Raw genomic sequence first — 16,650 nt, 5'->3', positions numbered from 1 at the left:
GAGATATGACAAGAGTAATTACCACCGCAGAAGCCGCTCCCATCGTGGGGCAACTCAGTCCGAGGAGTAGGGGCAGGACGTGGCCAACACAGTGAACGCGACCCAGGACGCCGGCAATCGTGTCGGTAACGCTGCGGCACGCTAATTGCCGGCACCTGAATACGGGCACGGCACTTGCAGCGAGATAGCACTCGGCGCACATTACTCTCGCATCTGATTGCTCTATTACGTCGTCTACCCATTTTCGACTGTGAGTTCGACCCGTTCCTCGCATTCTGCGCACCAGGCGTCCGGGTAGGGACTAGGATCCCGCACACAAAAAAGCCCATCCTCTCATGTCGAACAAGATCTTCGACGATGTGCTGGCAAGCAAACGTCTCGCTTTGTCGCCCATGCGCCGCGCGAACTGGCAGAGAGCGTGCATCTTTGGGAACGGACCATCCAGCGCCGCTTTCACCGCGCGACACGGCTGAAGCTGACCGAGTATCTGCAGAACGTGCGCATCACGAAGGCGAGGCTGTTGCTGGAACCAACGAATGGTTTTGTCGAGGGCACTGCTTGGGCGGTTGGCAGATGAGCGGATCCGGTCGCAAGCGCTGGTCACTCATGCGTTATCTAAATGGTGAGGTATATTGATTTCTTTCGAGGTCGCCCAATCGCGAGGTAAATTCACTTCGCCTGGTAAGTGAATAAAGACCTAGGCGGCTAAACAACTTTGCGGCTAGGCGCACTGCACCGCCCTAGCAGCCGCCAAGGCTCTGCATATGTTGCTGATGAAACTAGTTCGGTTGTCCCAATCCCATAAATGGCTTGAGGAGTCGCACCCCGCCTATCCGACGGGGCCCGAGAGTCAATCAAAGGATCGTCACGTTTTCGGCCTTTGACTTGCCGGTTTTACGATCCTGTCCGACGTCGAAACTTACCTTCTGGCCCTCAGACAAAGATCCACCAACGCCAATGGCGGAAATATGGACGAATACGTCCGGGCCACCGTTGTCCGGGGTGATGAAGCCGAAGCCCTTGTCTTGCGCGAAGAATTTAACTGTACCGGTTGCCATAATGCCCTCGTTGAATGAATACGACTTCACCGTCATATCGAGCTGTTCCCCTGCTCACAAGGACAAAGGATTATGGCAGACAGCTCGCTTGCACGGCTAAATCTTAGGAAGGTCTGCCCTATATCTCCCTTATGAAGACGGGAAAGACATATACTGCCGAACAACTGCATCGGATCTATAGTGTGCAAGTCAGAATTTGCACGCTGCGCGGTTTAGCCTTGACAAGCGCAGAAGGCATGCGCGTCGCGAGGCGTTTACTCACGGAGTTTAGCGGATCGGAGACCGAGGAAGAAATGTTGCGGAAGTTCATGTCGTAACTCGAACTTTAAGGTAGCAAGAGGTCCGCCGTTGTTTCGTACGGAAGAAATTTACGATTTTGGCATCGTCGAGACGACGAGACCACCAAGACCGCGCGCCTCGGTAACGCGTTGGCCTAAGTACATTTCACTTCCCGCCTGGGTTGGCGCAATGCTTGGCTATTGATTTAGAGGAAGAACCTGGAGACTTTCGCCGGCGCGGGGAAGAGATACATCTTTGAACAACCGTGATAGCAGGCGCGGTCGTGATCCCTGTCTTTCGTCGATGAGGAGATATGACAGTCTCTTTATCTCGATTGTGATCACGCCCGCATCATCATGGCGACGGTAATTGCTCAGGCCGACCCTGAGGAAGCCATTCTCAACCGCCCAGGCGGCTATCATATCCGCGTTCATAAAGGTCCCGCCATAAGATGTAAGAACGCGGACTTCTCAATCGCGCTCGAGCAAATCGCTCTGCAGCTGTAGAGGTACCGCATCTCTAACGCAGTCACCTAACAAAATCCGTGTCACCTCGCAGTTCTCGCTCAGCTGTTGCGAGAAAGACTCGTTAGGCACGGTCCATTTCGCAAACCGAAGACAAACTCCTCCTCGCCGTCGTCCGCCTAGCTGACTTGAGACATACCAGGCGCCAGCAAGCTTTACAGGTAAAACGACGACGTTCGATCGCTGCGATGACGAGCAAAAGTCGGAACATCGCAGTAGAGTAGCGAGTCCGCTCTGCCTCAAATTCATGTTAAGTGCTCGGGGACATCGGGCGACAAGCCGTGCACAAAGGATCGGTAATGGGCTGGAAAACACCGAAATTCGAATACGTGAATGGCTACAAGGTCGTCGAAACCGACGGGCCGACATTCAAGGTCTATGACGGATCGGAGCAGGTCGGCGAGGATTTTCCATATTCCGGTGAGGCCGCGGCTTATGCGAAATCTCTCGCCCCGCGCGATACGCCGATATCAAGAAATCTTGGACCACGTTTTTAATCCACGCGCCTGCTAAAGGCGCGCATGACGTCCGGCCTTTCTTTTTCACCACTCAATCGATAAGCGGTGAGTGGGACGCCTGGCTCCCGACCACCACCGACTGATTGGTTCATCCGGGCGATTGCGATGGTCTTCACTCCATCAACATAGGGCAATCATGATCAGGACGAGTTCCGTGCGGAGAAATTCTCCTTCCTCCTTTGGAACGAACTCGTCCGCACTCTATTCGGTAGAACATCAGACAATATGTTTTGAAGGCTTCAGGAACGCTAATTCGCTCTAACCGAAATGAGATGGCTCGTGCATTCCGATCCCGTCACAGTGCTCGTCGTCGAGGATGAGGCCCTTATCCGTCTTGCCATCGTTGACGAGTTGGGAATAGCTGGCTTCCAGGTGTACGAAGCCGATGGTGCCGAAGCCGCAATCGCCATTATTGAACGGCATGCCGAAATCCGGATGATCTTCACTGATATCGACATGCACGGCACGATGGATGGTCTGAAACTTGCCGCGTTTGTTCGCGATCGATGGCCGCCGATCAAGATTATTGTCACATCTGGCAGAGTGATACCTGCGCCAAACGAGTTGCCGTCCGGCGTGCCGTTTCTTGCCAAACCCTACGATTTCGACCTTGTCGTCACGTCGATACGTAATGCAATGAACGAGTAGCACGAGGCTGCCCTTCAATGCCTCCCGCCCGTTGACTGATGTGTCTTCGCCATAGGCGTTTCATACCGACCTCATATCCTTGAAGGAGAAGACGGCGCTTTGAAGCGGTATGCGCGAAGGGTGCGCTAGCAGAGTTCGAGGTACGCCCACCCACGTCGAGAGCAAAATCAACCGAAAGTGGTATTTCGTTTCGTGGAAAAACAAAAGCTTTGACGTCGCTCTGTTCGCGCCCTATATCCCGCATATCGATCTTTTGCTTGCCGAGCTTGTCTACGGCGTGATTAGCACCGCGTTTTAAGCGAACTTCTCTTTCAAAAATATTCGGTTTCTGTCCGGGTGACCTTTGTCATGCGGTCCCACACTTTATGCTTCGAAAGGGTTCATCATGACTACCGGCACAGTAAAATGGTTCAATTCCATCAAGGGCTTCGGCTTTATCCAGCCCGACAACGGAGGCGCTGACGCTTTCGTCCACATTTCCGCCGTTGAGCGGGCGGGGATGCGCGAACTGGTTGAAGGCCAGAAAATCGGCTTCGAACTTGAGCGCGATATGAAATCCGGCAAGATGTCAGCCTGCAATCTGCAGTCTGCTTAACTGATATCTGCTTCCCTTTGACCACGGATGTACTGGCATCGCCGGAAGCACGTATCAGTCTGAGGCCAGGCAGTCCGCCTGGCCTTTTTCATTTCGGCTCATTGCCACATAGAGGAAAAATGACAGCGACATACAGTAAATCTCGACAACAGGCTGAGACTGCCTTTGGCAATCTTCAGACGGAGTTCTTCGCCAAGAACAATGCGGCGGAAGAGCTCGCATCGATGGCTCAGGCGCGCGACGCCAAGACTATCAGGCTGCGCGAAGCGCGCCTCGCCAGGGAACGCGCCGACAGAGCGTCTGCAACATCCGCGCTGCTCGCTAAGCGATCGAAGTCCAGCTGATCCTCCCAAACGCTAAATCAGGATAAAGATTTGAGACACGCCAGAAACAACGAACTCACCGATCGACGCTCGGCTGCTGCAGACGCCAAAGCTGCTCTTCTCACGGCCTACCGCGCAGCAAAGACGGCGGCAGAGCCGTCACGATCCGCCAGACAGGCCGAGCGCATCTCGCTTGTTGAAGCTCGCGAAGCCCGCCGTGCGGAACGGGAACGACTGAAGCACGAGGAGCGGCTCCGGATAGAAACCCTTGCGGTTCAAGAGCAGGCAGCCACCGAGGCCGCCGCCACGGCGGAGGTTGAGGCACGGCGGTCGGCCGAAAATGCCGGATCTCGCGTGTCGTGGAAGACGAGGCAGCCCGCAAGGCTGAGCGCGACAGACGCTATGCTGCCCGCAAGGCCCGGCAGGTTTAACATCCAGGCGCTCGCCTTTGAATGGATGGGGCCACGGAATAGATCAGGGCGTGATATAAAGTCGCGCTCGAACTACTCACTCCTTAGGAGCCTCTGATGGCACAGGACATGAACGAACCCCAGGCAATCGATACCGCCTGACAGATGGCGATCCAGGAAATCCTGTGCAGGGGTCATACGGGACATGTATCATGATGCTGGTGAAGCGGCCTTCAGCTCCCACATCAAGCACATTGAAGAAGCGGCCGTCGACAGCATCGATACAAACTTGAGGCTTCGCGGCACCAGCGAGTGGACCGAGATGTTGGTAAAGTCGCGGGCCAGCAATTTCGTGCCGACGCTCTTGACGCCCTTTACCTATGACCGCGCCTAAACTTTTTCACGAGCTTCGAGGTTGTCTGCCAGGGTGCTGTCTAAGTCATTCCGACTCAGCAGCGGGCCAAGCGGTGGGGCAAAATCAGACGAAACAATGCGTGAGAATTGTGCGCAATAACGCCGACCGTTATGCAGCTATCCGACGAGCGGCTTTATGAATGGCCTTGGCATCATCCCCATGCTCGGCCACGATCACCTTCGCGTCTTCCAGCGTAATCCGATATTTCTTGGCGACTGAAACAGCGCTTAAAGGCGCGCTGGCACCTTTTTCGTTAGTCATTTTTTGATCTCCAGAGAAAATTGACTGTGCCCGGCCGCTAGAAGAGGCGGGCACCATCCGTCTCTAAATGGGGCGCCAGACCGCGAATTTAAACACCCGATCCACCAGCTATCGCTTCCTAAGGCTCAGTCGCGGCTTAAAGCCCTGCCCGCACACCGGTTTTGGCAAGACGGTAGCCGTGGCAGCGTGAGGGCAGAATTGTCCGCTCGGGATCCGATATCCAGTAAGAATTTGCGTTCGCGCTGTGCTCACCGATTTACGTCATTGATCCATCGGTGTCTTACTCAATCGTAAGCAGGCGCAGAGGCGGCTGGTCTTCAAAAGCGGGCACGATTCTTATGGCGGGGCGAACTCCACCACTGCGATTGCATTTGGCTTCACCAACGCTAGGTCCGCCATAGCCGATCCGAATTGACGGGTCTTGCTATCACTCTCAAACTAAAGGTTCATGTTGGATAATCCGGGACTAATCGGTTAGCCGGCCACAGGTTCGAACCTCATCAAGACTAGAAGACCATCGCCGAAATCCGAACGATGGCTAGTCTGCTCACGATGGAGCGTGAGAAGCTGACTACGATGTTCACCGGGAAATCGATAATGCTCATAACCGAGTCGCTGGACGAGGATCTCAAGCCATGAGTCAGTCAGCCACGGGAAGAGATTGTACTGAAGTCTCAGGTCGTTTTTGACTAGCGTGCCTCAATGACACTATCTACTCTTCCGGGATGGTTGTCGTTTATGAAGTATTATTGCTCGATCAATCTCGATTGATCGGCTTGTCCAACGTGTTCGGCGGTTCCAATAAATATTAATTTAATACTTGCAGCGAAGTGCACGTAATGTATTCTTTCGTTGAACCTGGATCCCACATCACGTGGGTGGCTATCCCAGCCGCCGATCCGCTGGGCAACTTAATCTCTCTTTCAGTGAACAGCTGAATTATTGGACGAGATTTAACGGACAGGTTTTCCCATGGTTTTACTGAATAGTTAATTCTATTAGCCAACCTCGTCTTTGTGGGCGATCAAATTGCCCGCTCGACGAACCAACATTCACCTCCAGTTCAACGTTTAGAGAGCGGCTCAACCGCGTCCATGTTAGATTTTGGTGTTTTATGGAAAGTCACTCAATGCCTGCCGGCGGCTTAATGCTCGGCTCAACGATCAATGAAAAGTCGCCACGGGGATTGGCTGTGATTCGCTGTGGAGACAGAAGTCTACATCGGAATTGGGTCACGGGTCGGCGCCATTTCGACGTTGGGGTCAGTTATTATGGATCAGACTCCGCGGTCGAATTTCCAGAAGCTGACTACGTCCATCGTTGCAAAGGCGGCAAGTGGGATGGCCTATTTCACTTCTTCCAACAGTTTCCCGAAGTGACCGACCGTTATGACTACTTCTGGCTTCCAGATGATGACATTGATGCGATGGCCGCCGATGTCGATAGACTCTTCGCGCTTGGTTTTGAGAATAACTACCATGTCTATCAGCCTTCACTGGATGAGCACTCCTACTACTCGCATCTCATCACGCTGCGACATCCAAGTTTTGATGTCCGGTACACAAACTTCGTAGAAGTGATGGTACCTTTCATTAGCCGCGAAACACTCGTTCGTTCGCTTCCCTTCATTGAGAAAACCGCCAGCGGCTTTGGGCTTGATTTCCTTTGGCCTCAGATGGTTCGCGAGATAGAAAGGGAGGCGTACCGTGGCGTCGCAATCATTGACGCGATCACGGTGTGCCACACTAGACCCGTAGGCGGCAATCTTCACCAGTTCATGCGTGACACTCAAAGACACAGTGCCATGGACGAGATGGACGCTACGATGGAATGGATAAAGGACGCGCGTGGTGCGAGGATCAACGGTGTCAGTGTTCCTCGCATTCGCATCTTGTCAGGTACGATCCGTAGCGGTCGCCATCTCAGTGGGCTGGCGTTGGCGCGTCGGGTCGGATTGGACGTCCTGTTCCGGCTCACAAATAGATCTCAGCCGGTCAGGTGGTTTGCTGCAGTCAAGCATGCTGCGAAGGCCGGATTTTTAAGCCAAAGTTTGATCTTGCCGATCGCCGGCGTAATCCCATCGTTGCCTCATACATGAAAGGATAAGGCGATGGCCAAGCTTCTTGTTGTCGGGGCCGGTTTCGCCGGTGCGGTACATGCTCGGGAGCTCGCGAACGCAGGCCACCAAGTCGATGTCATCGATAAACGTGACCATATCGCCGGTAACTGCTTTGACTATGTCCACGACTGCGGAGTGCGCATTCACCGTTATGGGCCGCACCTGTTCCATACCTCCAACGATCGGGTTGTCGGATGGCTATCGCAATTCACCGGGTGGCTGCCATATGAGCATCAAGTTGTGGCGCTCCTAGACGACGGTCGCAAAGTACCTTTGCCGGTGAATCTCGATACGATAAATGCCGTGTTTGGCACCAGACTTGAAACGGCAGATGACGCGATGTCCTATCTTGCTTCGGTAGCCCTTCCACGGTCACCGGTCATCAGCGCTGAAGATCATCTCTATTCCACGATCGGAAAGGAGCTGACCGATCTCTTTTTCCGTCCCTATACCAAGAAGATGTGGCAGCTGGATCTGTCCGAAATGGATGCCGCCGTGGTTCGTCGTTTGCAAATACGCACCGATCGTGATCCGCGCTATTTTCGCAGCGACACATTCCAGGCGTTGCCAACGGATGGCTATACGAGAGCGTTCGAAAGGATACTCGATCATGACCGAATATCCGTCCGGTTGACTACATCGTTCTCTCAGGACGATATGGCTGGCTACGATGCCTGCTTCAACAGCATGCCGATAGATGAATTTTATGAATTCGATCTCGGCGAGCTGCCCTATCGGTCTATTCGCTTTCACGTCAGTCACCATCTGGCTGCGACGGCTGAGGGTCTGGCAACGATCAACTACACAGATGCTGGTCCCTACACACGAGAGACATGGTGGCATGCGCTCCCCGGACATCGAGTGCACGAAACTTCAAATGTGCTGCGAACAATCGAAGAGCCCTGCTGCTATCGCGAAAATAGTCTCGAGCGCTACTATCCGATCAAAGATCGGGATCTAATGTACCAAAGCCTTTATGAGCGATACGCCGCCAGAGCTGCCACCGATGATCAGATGTTTTTCATCGGGAGGTGCGGCACTTATCAGTATCTGGATATGCACCAGGTCATCAACCAGTCACTTGTCCATGTGTCGAAATGGATAGCGAGATCTTAGGCTGCGATGGTTTTAGGGCCGCATGGACGGGTGTGAGGTTGCCAAAAAACCAGAAATAGCGGGCGGTAACAATGAAAACAGAGGCCTAGTACATTTACGAATTGGGTTCCGTACCCCTGCAAGGCTAACGACGTCGCTGTTCTCGGCGAAGTGATAACAGCGCCCACCGCATGTTCACCATAGCGACCGCGCTATCGCGACCAGCGCCATCAGCGCTTTTTAGGGGAGGTGCGGTGACAAGGTTGAAACAGGTCAGCAGTCCATAGCGTCTAGTTTCCAGGCTGCGAAGTCAGAACGCATTTATGAACTCCGCAGATAGGTGCATCCGGATTTCAAGGGGTAATCCCTCTTGACCGAGGTTCTATTTAAAGAGCAGCGACACCGAGGCTTTGTGTCTCCACGTACCGTGTCGTCAGCAAGGAGCTTGAGATGCCAACACCAATCCAATTGGAACTTTCCCGACGAGAACTGCTTGTGTCGTCAGCTGCAACAGCAGCGGTCGCTGGTGCCGCGACGGGTGTCCGTGCGGCAGACACAAAGGGGAAAGCCTTGCAAGAAACCACCAATGTATCCTTCGAGGTCAACGGAAAATCCCAGAGCCTAACTTTGGATAACAGAACTACTTTGCTCGATGCTCTTCGCGAGCATCTGCATCTCACCGGCACCAAGAAGGGTTGCGATCACGGCCAGTGCGGCGCCTGCACAGTGATTGTCGATGGACGTCGCATCAATTCCTGTCTGTCGCTGGCCGTCATGCACGAGGGCGACAAGATCACCACGATTGAGGGACTTGGGGAGCCCGGCAATCTGCATCCGATGCAGGCCGCTTTCGTCAAGCACGATGGCTTCCAGTGTGGGTACTGTACGCCCGGACAGATCTGTTCCTCCGTGGCTGTGCTTGAGGAGATCAAGGCTAACATACCGAGCCACGTCACCGAAGATCTCACCCAGCAGGCGGCGCTTACGTCCGAAGAAATCCGCGAGCGCATGAGCGGCAATATTTGTCGATGCGGGGCCTACTCCAACATTCTCGAAGCGATCAACGAAGTTGCGGGGCTGCCGGCATGAGAGCGTTTACCTATGAACGGGCTCCCACGGTGGACGCTGCGGCAAAGGCGGCAGCCGGCAACCCGGAAGCAAAATTCATCGCCGGCGGCACCAATCTTCTCGACCTGATGAAGCTCGAGATCGAAAAGCCGTCGCATCTGATCGATGTGAACGGCCTCGGCCTCGACACGATCGAAAAGACGCCGGAAGGCGGCGTGCGCATCGGCGCGCTGGTCCGCAACACCGATCTCGCCGCCGATGAGACGGTGCGCCGTGATTACGCGCTTCTGTCTCGCGCGCTGGTCGCCGGCGCATCCGGTCAATTGCGCAACAAGGCGACGACTGCCGGCAATCTGCTTCAGCGCACCCGCTGTCCCTACTTTTACGATCCCAACCAGCCCTGTAACAAACGCCAGCCGGGCAGCGGCTGTTCCGCCATAGGCGGCGTTACTCGCCAACTCGGCGTTGTCGGTGTGAGTGATGCGTGTATTGCCACCCACCCCAGTGATATGGCAGTGGCGATGCGGGCACTGGACGCGGTGGTGGAAACCGTTAAGCCGGATGGCGCCGAGCGCGCGATCCCGATCGCCGATTTCCATCGCCTGCCGGGCGATACCCCGCATATCGAGACGGCGCTGGAGCAGGGTGAGTTTATCACGGGCGTCGTTCTGCCGGCGCCGGTTGGCGGCAAGCAGATTTACCGCAAGGTCCGTGATCGCGCCTCTTATGCGTTCGCGCTGGTATCGATCGCGGCCGTCATCCAGCCCGATGGTCAAGGTAGGGTCGCCGTCGGCGGCCTTGCCCACAAGCCGTGGCGCGTCGAAGCGGCAGAGTCCGAATTGCCGAAAGGCGCGCGGGCCATGGCATCCGCGCTGCTGGCCGATTCCCGCCCGACCGAGCAGAACAAGTTCAAGATCAGCCTCACCGAGCGCACGCTTGGTGCCGTCCTGTCAGAGGCGAAGGGATAAGTCATGCAGTTCGACAAACCAGCCACGACCAATCCAATCGACCAGCTCAAGGTCGTTGGCAAGCCCGTTCACCGCATCGACGGCGAGCTGAAAACCACCGGTCGCGCCATGTACGCCTATGAATGGCACGATCCCGGCTTGCGTTATGCCTACGGCTATCCGGTCGGCTCCGCCTTCGCCAAGGGGCAAATTACCTCGATTGACAGCGCCGCGGCAAAAAAGGCGCCCGGTGTTCTCGGCGTCGTCACCACGCTCGACGTCGGCGATCTGCAGAAGGGCAAGCTTAATACCGCCAAACTGTTCGGTGGCAGCGAGATCCAGCATTATCATCAGGCCGTGGCCGTCGTGGTGGCCGAAACCTTCGAACAGGCGCGTGCGGCAGCAGCTTTGATTAGGGTCGATTATGTGCGGGAAAAGGGTGCCTTCGACCTCAAGGCAGCAATGACAAACGCCGAGACCCCGGATCCTTCCACGGAACCAGAAAGTTCGGCCGGTGACTTTCGGGCAGCCTTTGCCGCGGCCCCAGTGGCGATCGATGCCGAATACACAACCCCCGATCAGTCGCATGCGATGATGGAGCCGCATGCATCGATTGCTGCGTGGAACGGCGACGAGGTTACGGTCTGGACGTCCAGCCAGATGATCGACTGGTGGCGCTCGGATCTTGCCATCACGCTCGGCATGGATAAGGAAAAAGTTCATTTGATGTCACCCTTCATCGGCGGCGGCTTCGGCGGCAAACTGTTTCTGCGCGTCGATGCGGTGCTGGCGGCATTCGCGGCCAAGGCGATCGGGCGTCCGGTCAAGGTCGCGCTGCCGCGCCCAATGATCTCGAACAACACCACTCATCGACCGGCAACGGTTCAGCGTATCCGCATCGGTGCCGAGCGCGATGGCAAGATCACGGCAATTGCGCACGAAAGCTGGTCTGGCGATCTGCGGGGCGGCGGGCCGGAGACGGCGGTGATGCAGACACGTCTGCTCTATGCTGGCGAAAACCGCATGACCGCGATGAAGCTTGCAACGCTAGACCTACCTGAAGGCAATGCCATGCGCGCCCCCGGCGAAGCACCGGGTCTGATGGCGCTCGAGATCGCGGTCGACGAGATGGCAGAAAAGCTTGGCATGGATCCGATCGAGTTCCGTATCAAGAACGATACCCAAGTCGATCCGGAAAACCCGGAGCGGCCGTTCTCCCATCGCGATCTCATCGGGTGTCTGAAACTTGGTGCCGAACAGTTCGGCTGGGACCAACGGGCACGTCCTGCGACACGGCGCGAGGGAAACTGGATGATCGGCATGGGTGTCGCGGCTGCCTTCCGCAATAATCTCGTTATGCCGTCCGGGGCACGAGTTCGGCTTGATCAGGATGGTGTTGTCACCGTCGAGACGGATATGACCGATATCGGAACCGGCAGCTACACGATCATCGCCCAGACCGCCGCCGAAATGATGGGCGTCGGTGTGGACAAGGTCGCAGTACAACTCGGTGATTCCCGGTTTCCTGTCTCGGCAGGATCGGGCGGGCAGTTCGGCGCGAACTCTGCCACATCGGGTGTCTATGCTGCATGCGTCAAGCTGCGCGACGCGGTGGCCAGCAAGCTTGGCTTCAACTCGGCGGATGTCGTGTTCGAGAACGGCGAAGTCCGTTCTGGCAACCGCGCTGTCGCGCTTGCGGAAGCGGCCGGGCACGGGGGTCTTGTCGGCGAGGATACGATCGAGTGGGGCGATCTCACCGAGACGCACCAGCAGTCTACCTTTGGCGGCCACTTTGTCGAGGTTGGTGTCGATATCGCGACCGGTGAGACCCGCATTCGTCGCATGCTTGCCGTCTGCGCGGCTGGCCGCATCCTCAATCCGATCACCGCCCGCAGCCAGGTTATCGGTGCGATGACGATGGGTGCCGGTGGTGCCCTGTCTGAGGAACTAGCCGTCGATACCCGGCATGGTTTCTTCGTCAACCACGATCTCGCCGGATATGAGGTACCCGTCCATGCGGACATCCCGCGCCAGCAGGTCATCTTCATGGACGAAACGGATCCGTACTCGTCACCTATGAAGGCGAAGGGCGTGGGTGAACTCGGGCTATGTGGTGTCTCGGCGGCCATTGCCAACGCGATCTACAACGCTACCGGCGTGCGTGTGCGGGATTACCCGATCACGCTCGACAAGCTGATTGGCGATTTGCCGGACGTTGCCTGATGATAGGCGGTGGCCGATCACGGCCACCGCACTCTCCCGAGGACATAAGTTGAGCGACACTGCAATCACGATGATGCCTAACCCGGTGCGGACAAGCTCGGTAGAAAACCCTGCTGATATTCTTGGCTTTGCTATCGAGGCTGCGCAGCACAGCGGCGCGGCCCTAGCAACGCTGGTTGAGATACGGGGCGGGGCGGCACGTGCTCTCGGGGCGCATGTTGCCGTTGCGTCCGACGGGCGGTTTTGCGGTTATGTCTCAGGTGGCTGCGTTGAAGCGGCGGTGGCTGCCGAGGCACTGCAAGCCATAACCGATGGCCGGGACCGGATGGTGAAATTTGGCGAGGGTTCACCATTCTTCGACATCACGCTGCCCTGCGGCGGCGGCATTACCATCGCCATCCATGTTCTGCGCAGTACAGACGTGTTGGACGATACATTGAAAGAGTTGGCTTGTCGCAGATCGGTGGCGTTGGCCTATAGGCCGGAACTACAGAGACTTATTCCTCTCGATAAAGTACCCTTGCGGCCGGGTTGGCGGGGTAAGGATTTCATCTCGGTCTATCGGCCCAAAACACGCGTGGTGATCTCTGGCCAGGTGGGGGAGGCGGAGGCTGTCCGCCGGCTGGCGGAAGCGTCCGGGTACGTGGTAGACGTTGTCGATCCCAAAGCGACATCGCAGACTATTGCGATTGACGCGTTCACTGCGGTCGCGCTGCTCCATCACGATCTGGATCTGGAGGAAATTTTGCTCATCAAAGCCCTTGCATCCCCTGCGTTCTACATAGGAGCTATGGGAAGCACCCGGACGCACCGTCGACGCATCGATCGGCTGCAATCGATTGGCGTTTCTTCAGAAGCATTTGATCGAATAAAAGCTCCAATTGGCCTGTTTGGTCCGACACGAGAGTCGGCGTCATTGGCCCTTTCGGTCCTCGCAGACATTGCCGCTGCAAGACTGGAGAACTTTGGATGACTGCCATGCTACTAGACAGGGCGCGGTCCCGATTAGCTGTCGAAATGAGCCAGGACCAGGACGCACCCATGATCGACAAGTTCGGTCGTGCGGTCACCTACCTGCGCGTCTCCGTTACTGACCGCTGCGATTTCCGCTGCACCTATTGCATGGCAGAAAACATGACGTTTCTCCCGAAAAAGGACTTGCTGACACTGGACGAGCTGGACCGGCTCTGTTCTGCCTTTGTCGCCAAGGGCGTGCGCAAACTGCGACTGACTGGCGGCGAGCCGCTGGTGCGCAAGAATATCATGCATTTGGTGCGCTCGATCGGACGCCATATCGAAAGCGGCCATCTCGACGAGTTGACGCTGACCACCAACGGCTCGCTGCTTTCTCGTTTCGGACAGGAACTTTTCGATGCCGGCGTGCGCCGCGTCAATGTCTCGCTCGATACGCTCGATCCGCAGAAATTCAGGGAAATCACCCGCTGGGGCGATTTTACCAAGGTCATGGAAGGCATCGACGCGGCGCAGAAAGCGGGGCTGAAGATCAAGCTCAATGTCGTGGCGCTTAAGGGTTTCAACGAGGACGATATTCCAGACATGATGCGCTTCGCACATGGCCGCGGCATGGATCTTACCGTCATCGAAACCATGCCGATGGGCGAGATCGAGGAAGACCGCACCGATCGTTACCTGCCACTCTCTGTTTTGCGCGAAACGCTCGAAAAGCAGTTCACCTTCAGGGAGATCCCATTCAAGACCGGTGGCCCTGCCCGTTATGTCGAGGTTGCTGAAACCGGCGGCCGCATGGGGTTCATCAAACCGATGACCCATAATTTCTGCGAGGGCTGCAACCGCGTCCGTCTCACCTGCACCGGCGTGCTCTATATGTGCCTCGGCCAGAACGACGCCGCCGATCTGCGCGACGTCTTGCGCGAAAGCAACGACCCGGCGCATCTGCCGGCCGCCATAGACGAGGCGATCGCCCGCGAGCCAAAAGGCCATGATTTTATCATCGACCGGAATAACCGGCCGGCGGTATCGCGGCACATGAGCATGACAGGCGGCTGAGGGCAATTCACTATGAAGACCATCGGCGGTTTACTTTTGGCAGCGGGTCGATCGAGCCGGATGCCGGAAGGGTGTCACAAACCTCTGGCCGAATTTAATGGTGTTCCGCTGGTACGAAGATCCGCGGAGACAATGTTGCGTTCTGACCTCCGATCTGTGACTGTCGTAACTGGGCATCGATCACCAGAGATCCAAATGGCGCTAAACGGTTTGCCGGTCTTCACGACGTACAACAAGAATTTCGCAGAAGGGATGGGTACATCGCTAGCCTGTGGATTTAGGCACCCATCTCTCGCAAGCTGTGATGGTGTTCTTGTCATGCTTGCCGATATGCCGGAGATCACCGAAGCACATATCGCCGAGCTCTTGTCGGCTTTTCGATCAGGCCAAGATGCGCTCGTGCGCGGCGCGGACGGGGAAAAGCCCGGGCACCCAGTGATCGTCCCATCCGCGATTTGCTCGCAGATGAAAAAGCTAGATGGTGACCATGGCGGTAAGGAAGCGCTTCAACGACGAGAAGTCCCGGTCACGATGATCAACATTGGAAAAGCTGCGCTAAAAGACATTGATACCGTTCAGGACCTATTGGCTGCAGGAGGAGAACTCTGTAGTCGTGGTGAGTAGTTGCAGCCAATCTTTCAGGCAAAGTTGCTAAAGATGCCTATGCCGTTGGCCTAAAGATTTCAGTGGCTTGCTTGTTTCAAGAACATATGGGTCGCGGGTTCGTATCCGCACAAGAGCTTGAAAGGCTGGCAGCCACGCGGTGCCAAAAAGCAATTGTGCGTTGAAAATGAAGGCGTTATGGTAGATACATTTCTACATGGAGGCGCCTATGGCTACTACCAGCTTGACGAGCCGCGAACTGAATCATGATGTTGGTAGAGCGAAAAAAGCTGCCGAGGCAGGACCTGTCGTCATCACCGATCGAGACAAACCTTCGCATGTGTTGATGACGTGTGGCGAATTTGAGCGTCTAACAGGTAAGCGCCACAATCTTGTCGATGCGCTTACAATGGCAGGATTGTCGAATATCGATTTCGATCCGTCTCGGTCGGTCTTTGCAACTCGCGACGTTGATCTCTCTTGAAATATTTGCTCGACACAACGTTGTCTCCGAGCTCCGTAAAGTGGGTGCGGTAAGGCTGATCTGAACGTGATAGCTTGGTTGAGTGCGCAGGATTCCCGTGATCTGTACATTTCTGCCACAACAATCTTAGAGCTTGAGCGTAGGATACTCAGCATCCAGCGGCGTGACATCGAGCAGGGCTCTCGCGTACGCGCCTGGATGGATAGCCGAGTTCGACCGGAGTTCGCTTAGCGCATCATCTCTATCGATTAAGCAATTGCGACACGATGTGCTCACCTGCACATTCCGGACAGCCGCAATGAAGCTGATGCACTCATCGCTGCGACATCGATCGTGCATGGGCTAACGGTTGTCACACGCAATATTCAAGATTTCCAAGGTACGGGCGTTGTTCTCGTAGACCCTTGGCCTAAGAACCGGCGAGCGGGATGCCTCGAAATTGTTTCTGCGAGCTCAGCAGGAACTTCGTTGAGTTTTTCGAAATTTTGAGGTCAGCTGTTCAGCTCCCATCAACAGCTAAAACGCCTGATATTCATTGCTGAGGACTTCGGCCCAAGCTGACTTTGGTTTGAAAACATCCGGACGGCTCTGGGTCCGAAAAGTGTGCCTTAGATCTGATGCGCGGAAGGTCTTATCCTACGACTTCTCGGATTTCGTCGGCCGGGATGAACTTGTGGGGGCCTCCGTGTAATGGGCGCGGCAGCCTTTGAGAACGTGTAAGCTCTCCGCCAGTATCTCCCGGTACCTTTGAACCTTTGTATTTCTCGACCGCAGCAGATCCTCTTTGGACGCATTGGGTTGCGACATCGGTGATTCGGATTCGTTCTCAACCAGATCCATCAAAAGATTGCGCATAACAGCATTCTCGTCCTTGAGCCGTGACAACTCCAGGACATAGTCGCTCGCAGCAAGCTTCCTCGCGATAACCTTATCAATCTCTCTCTCGACAAAGCGTGTCTTGATCGCGTGGTGCCGTACGAAAAAAAGCGTTGCGACGACGACGCAAAGCGCAATGAGGACGTAAAACATGCAAGCCTCCAAGGTTATCCTGA

The 16,650-nt window shown here is 55.8% G+C and carries 17 protein-coding genes, 3 pseudogenes and 1 other annotated feature; of the genes and pseudogenes, 16 read left to right on the top strand and 4 right to left on the bottom strand.

Annotated features, from left to right (window positions below; genetic code table 11):
- Positions 1-854: 854 nt before the first annotated feature.
- On the bottom strand, positions 855-1,058 hold the full coding sequence (locus tag HNQ72_RS22915; RefSeq protein ID WP_183995601.1) for a cold-shock protein: 204 nt from the start codon (positions 1,056-1,058) through the stop codon (positions 855-857).
- Positions 1,059-1,534: 476 nt separating this feature from the next.
- On the bottom strand, positions 1,535-1,771 hold the full coding sequence (locus tag HNQ72_RS30705) for a hypothetical protein (protein WP_244654461.1): 237 nt from the start codon (positions 1,769-1,771) through the stop codon (positions 1,535-1,537).
- Between the two features lie 389 nt (positions 1,772-2,160).
- On the opposite strand from HNQ72_RS30705, the gene HNQ72_RS22910 reads away from it, so the two are divergent.
- The 6 genes and pseudogenes from HNQ72_RS22910 to HNQ72_RS22885 all read left to right on the top strand — a co-directional run bounded on the left by HNQ72_RS22910 (position 2,161) and on the right by HNQ72_RS22885 (position 4,749).
- Positions 2,161-2,358 (top strand): hypothetical protein, encoded by a 198-nt coding sequence (locus HNQ72_RS22910; RefSeq protein ID WP_183995599.1) that lies wholly within the window; start codon positions 2,161-2,163, stop codon positions 2,356-2,358.
- A 300-nt stretch (positions 2,359-2,658) separates the two neighbouring features.
- Entirely contained in the window at positions 2,659-3,027 is a 369-nt protein-coding gene (locus HNQ72_RS22905) for a response regulator (protein WP_244654462.1), read from the top strand.
- Positions 3,028-3,412: 385 nt separating this feature from the next.
- The gene (locus HNQ72_RS22900; RefSeq protein WP_183995595.1) at positions 3,413-3,622 is read left to right on the top strand and encodes a cold-shock protein; all 210 of its coding nucleotides are present in this window, start codon (positions 3,413-3,415) and stop codon (positions 3,620-3,622) included.
- 119 nt (positions 3,623-3,741) lie between these two features.
- A complete protein-coding gene (locus tag HNQ72_RS22895; RefSeq protein WP_183995593.1) occupies positions 3,742-3,966 on the top strand; it encodes a hypothetical protein in 225 nt (74 codons plus the stop codon).
- A gap of 30 nt (positions 3,967-3,996) precedes the next feature.
- Positions 3,997-4,376 (top strand): annotated as a pseudogene (locus HNQ72_RS22890) (DUF6481 family protein).
- A 144-nt stretch (positions 4,377-4,520) separates the two neighbouring features.
- A pseudogene (locus HNQ72_RS22885) lies at positions 4,521-4,749 on the top strand (hypothetical protein).
- A gap of 129 nt (positions 4,750-4,878) precedes the next feature.
- Here the strand turns inward: HNQ72_RS22885 and HNQ72_RS22880 are convergent.
- A complete protein-coding gene (locus HNQ72_RS22880) occupies positions 4,879-5,031 on the bottom strand; it encodes a hypothetical protein (protein ID WP_183995591.1) in 153 nt (50 codons plus the stop codon).
- Positions 5,032-5,888: 857 nt separating this feature from the next.
- Positions 5,889-5,943, top strand: a sequence feature (sul1 is cis-regulatory element that is thought to sense ions involved in sulfur or methionine metabolism; They are found in Alphaproteobacteria).
- Positions 5,944-6,160: 217 nt separating this feature from the next.
- Here HNQ72_RS22880 and HNQ72_RS22875 point away from each other — a divergent pair.
- The 10 genes and pseudogenes from HNQ72_RS22875 to HNQ72_RS30700 form a co-directional block, all read left to right on the top strand.
- Positions 6,161-7,129, top strand: coding sequence for a DUF707 domain-containing protein (locus HNQ72_RS22875; protein ID WP_183995589.1), 969 nt, complete (start codon positions 6,161-6,163; stop codon positions 7,127-7,129).
- A 12-nt stretch (positions 7,130-7,141) separates the two neighbouring features.
- Positions 7,142-8,266 (top strand): UDP-galactopyranose mutase, encoded by a 1,125-nt coding sequence (locus tag HNQ72_RS22870; protein WP_183995587.1) that lies wholly within the window; start codon positions 7,142-7,144, stop codon positions 8,264-8,266.
- 429 nt (positions 8,267-8,695) lie between these two features.
- Positions 8,696-9,334 (top strand): aldehyde dehydrogenase iron-sulfur subunit PaoA, encoded by a 639-nt coding sequence (gene paoA / locus HNQ72_RS22865; protein ID WP_183995585.1) that lies wholly within the window; start codon positions 8,696-8,698, stop codon positions 9,332-9,334.
- Positions 9,331-10,281, top strand: a complete 951-nt coding sequence (locus tag HNQ72_RS22860; RefSeq protein ID WP_183995583.1) for an FAD binding domain-containing protein — start codon at positions 9,331-9,333, stop codon at positions 10,279-10,281. The genes paoA and HNQ72_RS22860 overlap by 4 nt, the downstream gene beginning before the upstream one ends.
- 3 nt (positions 10,282-10,284) lie before the next feature.
- A complete protein-coding gene (paoC, locus tag HNQ72_RS22855; protein ID WP_183995581.1) occupies positions 10,285-12,483 on the top strand; it encodes an aldehyde oxidoreductase molybdenum-binding subunit PaoC in 2,199 nt (732 codons plus the stop codon).
- Between the two features lie 70 nt (positions 12,484-12,553).
- The gene (locus HNQ72_RS22850) at positions 12,554-13,456 is read left to right on the top strand and encodes an XdhC family protein (RefSeq protein WP_183995696.1); all 903 of its coding nucleotides are present in this window, start codon (positions 12,554-12,556) and stop codon (positions 13,454-13,456) included.
- Positions 13,457-13,500: 44 nt separating this feature from the next.
- Complete coding sequence (gene moaA, locus HNQ72_RS22845; protein WP_244654485.1) at positions 13,501-14,511, top strand: GTP 3',8-cyclase MoaA; 1,011 nt, start codon at positions 13,501-13,503, stop codon at positions 14,509-14,511.
- A gap of 12 nt (positions 14,512-14,523) precedes the next feature.
- Entirely contained in the window at positions 14,524-15,135 is a 612-nt protein-coding gene (locus tag HNQ72_RS22840; protein WP_183995577.1) for a nucleotidyltransferase family protein, read from the top strand.
- Between the two features lie 208 nt (positions 15,136-15,343).
- A complete protein-coding gene (locus tag HNQ72_RS22835) occupies positions 15,344-15,598 on the top strand; it encodes a type II toxin-antitoxin system Phd/YefM family antitoxin (protein ID WP_183995575.1) in 255 nt (84 codons plus the stop codon).
- Positions 15,595-16,006, top strand: a pseudogene (locus HNQ72_RS30700) (PIN domain-containing protein); the annotation flags it as partial. The gene HNQ72_RS22835 and the pseudogene HNQ72_RS30700, both read left to right, overlap by 4 nt.
- Positions 16,007-16,234: 228 nt before the next feature.
- Here the strand turns inward: HNQ72_RS30700 and HNQ72_RS22830 are convergent.
- Positions 16,235-16,627: a hypothetical protein gene (locus HNQ72_RS22830; protein WP_183995573.1), complete on the bottom strand. Its 393-nt coding sequence runs from the start codon at positions 16,625-16,627 to the stop codon at positions 16,235-16,237.
- Positions 16,628-16,650 lie beyond the last annotated feature (23 nt).

It is taken from the genome of Aliirhizobium wenxiniae, assembly GCF_014201355.1.
Lineage (GTDB): Bacteria > Pseudomonadota > Alphaproteobacteria > Rhizobiales > Rhizobiaceae > Neorhizobium > Neorhizobium wenxiniae.
The sequence above is the reverse complement of the archived record's forward strand: the minus strand, read 5'-3'. Positions and strand labels throughout refer to the sequence as shown.

What these genes read in the sequence shown, in the direction of transcription:
- HNQ72_RS22915 (WP_183995601.1), bottom strand. Translation starts at nt 1,058, where the DNA reads ATGGCAACCGGTACAGTTAAATTCTTCGCGCAAGACAAGGGCTTCGGC.
- HNQ72_RS30705 (WP_244654461.1), bottom strand. Translation starts at nt 1,771, where the DNA reads ATGAACGCGGATATGATAGCCGCCTGGGCGGTTGAGAATGGCTTCCTC.
- HNQ72_RS22910 (WP_183995599.1), top strand. Translation starts at nt 2,161, where the DNA reads ATGGGCTGGAAAACACCGAAATTCGAATACGTGAATGGCTACAAGGTC.
- HNQ72_RS22900 (WP_183995595.1), top strand. Translation starts at nt 3,413, where the DNA reads ATGACTACCGGCACAGTAAAATGGTTCAATTCCATCAAGGGCTTCGGC.
- HNQ72_RS22895 (WP_183995593.1), top strand. Translation starts at nt 3,742, where the DNA reads ATGACAGCGACATACAGTAAATCTCGACAACAGGCTGAGACTGCCTTT.
- HNQ72_RS22880 (WP_183995591.1), bottom strand. Translation starts at nt 5,031, where the DNA reads ATGACTAACGAAAAAGGTGCCAGCGCGCCTTTAAGCGCTGTTTCAGTC.
- HNQ72_RS22875 (WP_183995589.1), top strand. Translation starts at nt 6,161, where the DNA reads ATGCCTGCCGGCGGCTTAATGCTCGGCTCAACGATCAATGAAAAGTCG.
- HNQ72_RS22870 (WP_183995587.1), top strand. Translation starts at nt 7,142, where the DNA reads ATGGCCAAGCTTCTTGTTGTCGGGGCCGGTTTCGCCGGTGCGGTACAT.
- paoA (WP_183995585.1), top strand. Translation starts at nt 8,696, where the DNA reads ATGCCAACACCAATCCAATTGGAACTTTCCCGACGAGAACTGCTTGTG.
- HNQ72_RS22860 (WP_183995583.1), top strand. Translation starts at nt 9,331, where the DNA reads ATGAGAGCGTTTACCTATGAACGGGCTCCCACGGTGGACGCTGCGGCA.
- paoC (WP_183995581.1), top strand. Translation starts at nt 10,285, where the DNA reads ATGCAGTTCGACAAACCAGCCACGACCAATCCAATCGACCAGCTCAAG.
- HNQ72_RS22850 (WP_183995696.1), top strand. Translation starts at nt 12,554, where the DNA reads ATGATGCCTAACCCGGTGCGGACAAGCTCGGTAGAAAACCCTGCTGAT.
- moaA (WP_244654485.1), top strand. Translation starts at nt 13,501, where the DNA reads ATGAGCCAGGACCAGGACGCACCCATGATCGACAAGTTCGGTCGTGCG.
- HNQ72_RS22840 (WP_183995577.1), top strand. Translation starts at nt 14,524, where the DNA reads ATGAAGACCATCGGCGGTTTACTTTTGGCAGCGGGTCGATCGAGCCGG.
- HNQ72_RS22835 (WP_183995575.1), top strand. Translation starts at nt 15,344, where the DNA reads ATGGCTACTACCAGCTTGACGAGCCGCGAACTGAATCATGATGTTGGT.
- HNQ72_RS22830 (WP_183995573.1), bottom strand. Translation starts at nt 16,627, where the DNA reads ATGTTTTACGTCCTCATTGCGCTTTGCGTCGTCGTCGCAACGCTTTTT.